Origin of the sequence: Kocuria rosea subsp. polaris, from assembly GCF_001483755.1 — a bacterium.
Taxonomy (GTDB): Bacteria; Actinomycetota; Actinomycetes; order Actinomycetales; family Micrococcaceae; genus Kocuria; species Kocuria cellulosilytica.
Genome location: NZ_LQBK01000009.1, coordinates 160493 through 167929, shown reverse-complemented (window position 1 = coordinate 167929; position 7437 = coordinate 160493). Strand labels below are relative to the sequence as shown.

7 protein-coding genes and 1 tRNA gene are annotated in these 7437 nt (G+C 73.9%); all 8 read left to right on the top strand.

Annotated elements, in window-relative coordinates; all coding sequences use genetic code 11:
- Nucleotides 1–210: 210 nt before the first annotated feature.
- The 8 genes from AVL61_RS07590 to AVL61_RS07555 all read left to right on the top strand — a co-directional run bounded on the left by AVL61_RS07590 (nt 211) and on the right by AVL61_RS07555 (nt 7410).
- Nucleotides 211–1104: a ParA family protein gene (locus tag AVL61_RS07590; protein WP_058873745.1), complete on the top strand. Its 894-nt coding sequence runs from the start codon at nt 211–213 to the stop codon at nt 1102–1104.
- A complete protein-coding gene (locus tag AVL61_RS07585) occupies nt 1104–2006 on the top strand; it encodes a segregation and condensation protein A (protein WP_058873744.1) in 903 nt (300 codons plus the stop codon). The genes AVL61_RS07590 and AVL61_RS07585 overlap by 1 nt, the downstream gene beginning before the upstream one ends.
- Nucleotides 2003–2617 carry an SMC-Scp complex subunit ScpB gene (gene scpB / locus AVL61_RS07580; protein WP_058873743.1) on the top strand — a complete coding sequence of 205 codons (615 nt, stop codon included), beginning with the start codon at nt 2003–2005 and terminating at the stop codon, nt 2615–2617. Before AVL61_RS07585 ends, scpB begins: the two co-directional genes overlap by 4 nt.
- A 9-nt stretch (nt 2618–2626) precedes the next feature.
- Nucleotides 2627–3757, top strand: coding sequence for a pseudouridine synthase (locus tag AVL61_RS07575; protein ID WP_058873742.1), 1131 nt, complete (start codon nt 2627–2629; stop codon nt 3755–3757).
- Nucleotides 3758–3766: 9 nt separating this feature from the next.
- Nucleotides 3767–4891, top strand: a complete 1125-nt coding sequence (locus tag AVL61_RS07570) for a prephenate dehydrogenase (RefSeq protein ID WP_058873741.1) — start codon at nt 3767–3769, stop codon at nt 4889–4891.
- A complete protein-coding gene (gene cmk, locus AVL61_RS07565; protein ID WP_408669414.1) occupies nt 4888–5625 on the top strand; it encodes a (d)CMP kinase in 738 nt (245 codons plus the stop codon). Before AVL61_RS07570 ends, cmk begins: the two co-directional genes overlap by 4 nt.
- Nucleotides 5626–5697: 72 nt before the next feature.
- Entirely contained in the window at nt 5698–7257 is a 1560-nt protein-coding gene (gene der / locus AVL61_RS07560; protein ID WP_058873740.1) for a ribosome biogenesis GTPase Der, read from the top strand.
- A 79-nt stretch (nt 7258–7336) separates the two neighbouring features.
- Nucleotides 7337–7410, top strand: a tRNA-Pro gene (locus tag AVL61_RS07555).
- Nucleotides 7411–7437 lie beyond the last annotated feature (27 nt).

The following is a 7437-nucleotide window of genomic DNA, read 5'->3' as shown; positions in this document are numbered from 1 at the left end:
CCCGCGCCCGCCGTGCCCGTCCGGGCACGGCGGGCGCGGGGCGTTCCCGGCTCCGCCGGTCCCGGGAATTCGGGGCCGCCCGGCGGCGGCGGTACCCTGGTAGCTGATCGAGTCCAGGAAAGCCCCAGGTCGGCCCGTCCGGCCCGGGCCGCCCCGTGCCCGGGGCCGGTCCGCCCGGGGGCGACCACGAACGAAAGAGCGGTGCCACGAGTGAGCCAGCAGAGCGACGAGAGGATCCCCGGCACGGGCGAGGCCGGGACGGGAACCGTCGGCCTGACCGGCCGTCCCGTGCGCGACTTCCCCGAGCCGCCCGAGCTCTCCACCCACGGGCCCGCCCGGATCATCGCGATGGTCAACCAGAAGGGCGGGGTCGGCAAGACCACCTCGACCATCAACCTGGGCGCCGCGCTCGCCGAGCTGGGCCGCAAGGTCCTGCTGGTCGACTTCGACCCGCAGGGAGCTCTCTCCGCCGGTCTCGGCGCCAACCCCCACGAGCTGGAGCTGACGGTCTACAACGTCATGATGGACCGCTCCGTGGACGTCTGGGACGTGGTCCAGGAGACCGACGTCGAGGGCGTCGACCTGCTCCCCGCCAACATCGACCTCTCCGCGGCCGAGGTGCAGCTGGTCACCGAGGTGGCCCGCGAGCAGGTCCTGGCCAGTGCCCTGCGCAAGCTCGAGGAGCACTACGACGTCATCATCATCGACTGCCAGCCCTCGCTGGGGCTGCTGACGGTCAACGCGCTGACCGCGGCGCACGGGGTGGTCATCCCGCTCATCGCCGAGTTCTTCGCCCTGCGCGCCGTGGCGCTGCTCGTGGACTCCATCGAGAAGGTCCAGGACCGGCTCAACCCCCGGCTGCAGATCGACGGCGTGCTCGCCACCATGTTCGACTCCCGCACCCTGCACTCCCGCGAGGTCATGGCCCGGATCGTGGACGCGTTCGGGGACAAGGTCTTCGACACGGTCATCAAGCGCACCGTGAAGTTCCCGGACGCCACGGTGGCCGCCGAGCCCATCCTGTCCTTCGCCACGGCCCACCAGGGCGCCGAGTCCTACCGCCAGCTGGCGCGGGAGCTCATCTCGCGCGGCGGTGCGCCCTGATGCACCTCGAGGAGCTGCCGGACCCCACGGGGACCGGCGGCTTCGCGGTCCGGCTGGAGGACTTCGCGGGGCCCTTCGAGGTCCTGCTCTCCCTGATCGCCAAGCACGAGCTGGACATCACCCGGATCGCGCTGGCCACCGTCACCGACGAGTTCCTCCAGTACGTGCGCGCCCTGCACCGGAACGGCTCGGCGCGCGCCCTCGACGAGGCCAGCGAGTTCCTCGTGGTCGCCGCGACCCTCCTGGACCTCAAGGCCGCCCGGCTGCTGCCGCGCGGCGAGGTCGAGGACGAGGAGGACGTGGCACTGCTCGAGGCGCGGGACCTGCTCTTCGCGCGCCTGCTGCAGTACAAGGCGTTCAAGGAGGTGGCGGTCCTGCTCGACGAGCGGATGCGGGCCGAGTCCACCCGCCTGCCCCGGTCGGTGCCCCTGGACCCGGAGGTGGCGGCCGCGCTGCCCGAGCTCGACTGGCGGACCACGCCCGAGCAGTTCGCCGAGATCGCCCGCTCGGTCTTCACGTCCCGGCCCGGGGCGCCCGCAGAGGTCGGGGTGGACCACCTGCACGAGGCGGTCGTGACGGTCCGCGACCAGGCCGAGATCCTCGCGGGACTCCTCGAGGACGGCGCCCCGCGCTCCTTCCGGGTGCTCGTCGCGGACGCCGGGTCCACCCTCGCGGTGGTCGTGCGGTTCCTGGCCCTGCTCGAGATGTACCGGGACGCGGTGCTCGAGCTCGCCCAGGAGCAGCCGCTGGGCGAGCTGACGGTCCGCTGGACCGGGGCGGGCACCGGGTGGACCGCCGACCGGCTGTCCGAGGACGCCGCGGGAGCACCGGACGGCGGCGCGTCCCCGCACGGCCTCCCGACCCCGGACGCGGTCCCGGCCGTCTCGGGAGCCTCCGCGTGAGCGCCGCGGCCGAGGACGGACCGGACCTCGAGGCACTGCCCGGCGGCGTGCGGGCCGCCGTCGAGGCGATCCTGATGGTCACCGACGAGCCGGTGAGCGAGTACGCGATCGCCGCCGCCCTGGTGCTCCCGGTCGCGTCCGTGCAGCGGGTCCTCGACCGCCTCCGTGCGGAGTACGACGGCGTCGGCACGGATCCGGGGTATGATGGTACGTTGGCGCCGCGCGGGTTCGAGCTGCGCAGCACCGGTGCCGGCTGGCGGATCCACTCGCGCAGCGAGTTCGCCCCCGTCGTCTCCGCGTTCGTCGCGGAGGGACAGACCGCCCGGCTGTCGCAGGCGGCCCTCGAGACCCTGGCCGTCGTGGCCTACCGCCAGCCCGTGAGCCGGGGGCGCATCTCCGCGATCCGCGGGGTCAACGTCGACGGCGTCGTCCGCACGCTCGTGCAGCGGGGCCTGATCCGTGAGCTCGAGCGGGACGGCGAGTCCGGCGCCGTGCTCTACGGCACCACCACGTTCTTCCTGGAGAAGATGGGCATCGGCTCGCTCGACGAGCTCCCCGACATCGCCCCTCATCTGCCGGGCATCGACCAGATCGACCACTACGAGGACTGAGACACCACCATGGCCACTTCACGTTCATCATCCGGGCGACCCGGGCCCGGCGGGCGCCGCGCGCCCGGGTCCCAGGGCGGCCGGAAGCCCCGCACCGGCCAGGGCGGCGCATCCTACCAGGGCGGCAAGGGCGCCCCCGGCCGCAGCCCCGCGAAGGGCGGCACCGCCAAGGGCGCCGCGCCCCAGGGCGGAGCCCGGGGCCGCGGGTCCCTGGGCGGCCCGGCCAAGGGAGGCGCCGCCGGGGGCGGCGCCAAGGGCGCGTCCTCGACGGGCGCCGGCCAGGACCGCGGGCCCCGTCCCTTCGCGTCCTCAGAGAAGAGCGCCCGGCGGATGCCCGCCACCCCGTACCGCCCGCCGCACCGCAAGCGCCGGCCCAAGAACCCGCCCGTGGACCGGCTCGACCAGCACGACCCGAACGGGGTGCGGCTGCAGAAGCTCATGGCCCAGGCCGGCGTGGCCTCGCGGCGGGTGTGCGAGGAGATGATCGAGGCCGGCCGGGTGCAGGTCAACGGGGAGACCGTCACGGAGCTCGGCATCCGGGTGGACCCGGACAGCGTCGAGATCCACGTCGACGGCGTCCGCGTGCAGCTCGACGAGAACCTCGTCTACTACGCGTTCAACAAGCCCGAGGGCGTGCTCTCCACCATGGACGACCCCGAGGGGCGGCCGTGCGTGTCCGACTACCTCAACCAGCAGCGCAACGAGCGCGTCTTCCACGTCGGGCGCCTCGACGTCGAGACCGAGGGCCTGCTGCTGCTGACCAACGACGGCGAGCTGACCAACCGGCTCACCCACCCCTCCTACGAGGTCCCCAAGACCTACCTCGTGCAGGTGCGCGGTCCCATGGAGAAGGGCATCGGCGCGGCCATGAAGGCCGGCATCGAGCTCGAGGACGGCATCGCCTCCGTGGACTCCTTCCGCCTCGTGGACTCCACCCCCGGGCACCTGCTCGTGGAGGTGGTCCTGCACTCCGGGCGCAACCGCATCGTGCGGCGGCTCTTCGACGCCGTGGGCCACCCCGTCGAGAAGCTCGTGCGCACCGAGGTCGGCCCCATCCGGATCGGGGACCAGCGCCAGGGCACCATCCGCCGGCTCTCGAAGACCGAGGTCGGGCACCTCCTCGCCTCGGTCGGCATGTAAGGAGCACCCGTGACGCAGACCCCCTCCGCGCCCGCGGCCCCCGCGGCGACCTCCGGGCCCGTGCTCGTGGTCGGCGCCGGCCTGCTCGGCGCCAGCATCGGGCTGGGCCTGCGCCACCTCGGCGTGGACGTCTGGCTGCAGGACTCCTCGCCCACCGCCGAGGCCGTGGCCCAGGACATCGGCGCCGGCCGCTCCTGCCGCGCCGCCGGGGAGGCCGAGGTGCCGGAGCCGGCCCTCGTCGTCGTCGCCACCCCGCCCGACGTCACCGCGCAGACCGTGGTCGAGGCGCTGGGGCGCCACCCGGACGCCGTGGTCCTCGACATCGCCTCCGTCAAGGAGGCGGTGCTCGAGGACGTGCGCGCCCTGGGCGGGGACCTCACCCGGTACGTGGGCACCCACCCCATGGCAGGCCGGGAGAAGTCCGGGCCCGTGGCCGCCCGCGGCGAGCTGTTCACGTCCATGCCCTGGGTGGTGTGCGACTCGGGCCGCTCCGCGCCCGCGGCGCTCGCCGCGGCGAAGAACCTCGCCGTGGACCTCGGGGCGACCGTGACCTTCATGGACGCCCGGGAGCACGACGCGACCGTCGCGCTGATCTCCCACCTGCCGCAGGTGATGTCCTCCCTGCTGGCCTCCCGGCTGCAGGACACGCCGCTGCACCACCTCTCCCTCGCCGGGCAGGGCCTGCGGGACACCACGCGCATCGCCGCCTCCGACCCCGGCCTGTGGGTGCAGATCCTCTCCGCCAACGCCGGACCGGTCGTCGCGTCCCTGCACGGCGTGCGCGAGGACCTCGAGCGGCTCATCGCCACCCTCGAGGAGCCGCGGGCCCCCGGCGCCAGGCTGGACATCGCCCAGCTCGTGGCCGAGGGCAACGCCGGCCAGGCCCGCATCCCGGGCAAGCACGGCGGGGCCCCCCGGGCGTTCGCCACCCTGACCGTCCTCGTGGGCGACGTCCCCGGGCAGATCGCCCGCCTGCTCACGGAGATCGGGGAGATCGGGGTCAACCTCGAGGACCTGCGCCTCGAGCACTCCCCGGGCCAGCCCGTGGGCCTCGTCGAGGTCTCGGTGCTGCCCAACCGCCGCAAGGAACTCGTCGAGGCGCTCCAGGAGCGCGGATGGAAGGTCGTGCAGTGAACACCGGAACGAACACCGCCCGCAGCGCAGCCCCCGGGACCGGGGCACCGGACCCGGCCGGACGGCCGCTGGTCGTGGCCGTCGACGGCCCCTCCGGCTCCGGCAAGTCCAGCGTGTCCAAGGAGGTGGCCCGCCGCCTCGGCCTCGCCTACCTGGACACGGGCGCGATGTACCGCGCCCTGACGTGGTGGTGCCTCGACCGGGACGTGGACCTCGCCGACGGCGACGCCGTGGCCGAGGCCGCCCGCGACTTCCCGCTCGCCCAGGGCACCGACCCCGACCGGGAGCTGGTGTTCGTCGGCGGGACCGACGTGGGGGTCGAGATCCGGGGCGCCCGGGTGACCGAGGCCGTCAGCGCGGTGGCCACCAACCCGGCGGCACGGGCCGTGCTGGTGGCCCGCCAGCAGGAGATCATCGCGGACAGCGGCCGGCGGATCGTGGCCGAGGGCCGGGACATCACCACCGTGGTGGCCCCGGACGCCGACGCCCGGATCCTGCTCACCGCCGACGAGCGGGCCCGGATGGCCCGCCGCGGCCTGCAGATCGGCGGCGTCGAGGACGCCGACCGGCTGCGGGCCCAGGTCGTGGGCCGCGACGCGAAGGACTCCACGGTCGTGAACTTCACCGAGGCCGCCGACGGCGTCGTGACCATCGACTCCTCCGAGCTCACCGTGGAGCAGACGGTCCAGGCCGTCGTCGACGTGGTCGTCCGGGCCGCGGGCCGCTCCGCCTAGACCGGCCCGCCCGGGCCCCCGAGACATTTTCCGCACCCCGACCGGCCGCACCCGGCCCAGCGAAGGACAGCCATGACCGGCAACCCCGAGAACCCCGCGCACGACACCGCGCACGACCCCTACGAGGCCGAGCTCCTCGGCGGCAGCACGGACGACGTCGCCCAGCGGCTCGCGGCCATCGACGACGACGAGGCCGACCAGCGCGCGCAGGCGCTGCGGGCCGGGCTCGAGGACTACGAGCTCGACGAGGAGGACGCCGCGCTGCTCGCCGAGTGGGCGGAGGACGGCGACCGGGCCCCGGTGCGCCGGCCCGCCCCGGTCCTCGCCATCGTGGGGCGGCCCAACGTGGGCAAGTCCACCCTGGTCAACCGCATCCTCGGCCGGCGCGAGGCCGTCGTGGAGGACACCCCGGGCGTGACCCGGGACCGCGTCTCCTACCGGGCCACGTGGAACGGGCGCAACTTCACCCTCGTGGACACCGGCGGGTGGGAGTACGACGCCAAGGGCATCAACGCCCGGGTCGCCGAGCAGGCCGAGATGGCCGTGGAGTTCGCCGACGCCGTGCTGCTCGTGCTCGACGCCACCGTGGGCGTCACCGCCGCGGACGAGGCCATCGTGAAGATGCTGCGCAAGGTCCGGAAGCCGGTGATCCTGGTCGCCAACAAGGTGGACTCCCCGCAGCTCGAGGTCGAGGCCACCTACCTGTGGTCCCTCGGCATGGGGGAGCCGCACCCGGTGTCGGCCCTGCACGGGCGCGGCGCCGCCGACGTCCTCGACGCGGTCATGGAGGTGCTGCCCGAGTTCTCCGCCGTCGCCGAGACCGAACTGACGGGCGGCCCCCGCCGCGTGGCGCTCATCGGGCGCCCCAACGTGGGCAAGTCGTCGCTGCTGAACAAGCTGGCCGGGTCCGAGCGCGTCGTCGTGGACCCCCTGGCCGGGACCACCCGCGACCCCGTGGACGAGCTGATCGAGCTCGGCGGCAAGCCGTGGCGGTTCATCGACACCGCCGGCATCCGCCGCCGCGTGCACATGGCCCAGGGGGCGGACTTCTACGCGTCCCTGCGCACCCAGGCGGCGCTCGAGCGCGCCGAGGTGGCCGTGGTGCTGCTGGCTGCGGACGAGGTGCTCTCCGAGCAGGACGTCCGCATCCTGCAGCTGGCCGTGGACTCCGGGCGCGCCCTCGTGCTCGCCTTCAACAAGTGGGACCTCATGGACGAGGACCGCCGCTACTACCTGGAGCGGGAGATCGACCGCGACCTCGCCCACGTGGCCTGGGCGCCGCGGGTGAACGTCTCGGCGAAAACCGGCTGGCACAAGGACAAGCTCGTGCCGGCCCTCGAGACGGCGCTCGAGTCCTGGGACACCCGCGTCCCCACCGGGCGGCTCAACGCGTTCCTCGGCGAGATCGTGGCCGCCCACCCGCACCCCGTGCGCGGCGGCAAGCAGCCCCGCATCCTCTTCGGCACGCAGGCCTCCTCCCGCCCGCCGCGCTTCGTGCTGTTCACCACGGGCTTCCTGGACCCGGGCTACCGGCGGTTCATCACCCGCCGCCTCCGCGAGACCTTCGGCTTCGTGGGCACGCCCATCGAGGTGTCCATGCGCGTGCGGGAGAAGCGGAGCCGGAAGCGCTGAGGCGCCGGCCGAGATGAATTCCGCCGGAGGTTGCTGTAATGTGATGCGAGTGCTCGGGGCGGGAACGCACTGAGCAGTTCGGGCTGTGGCGCAGCTTGGTAGCGCACTTGACTGGGGGTCAAGGGGTCGCAGGTTCAAATCCTGTCAGCCCGACGATTCGAGGCCGGTGGACCGCGGGAA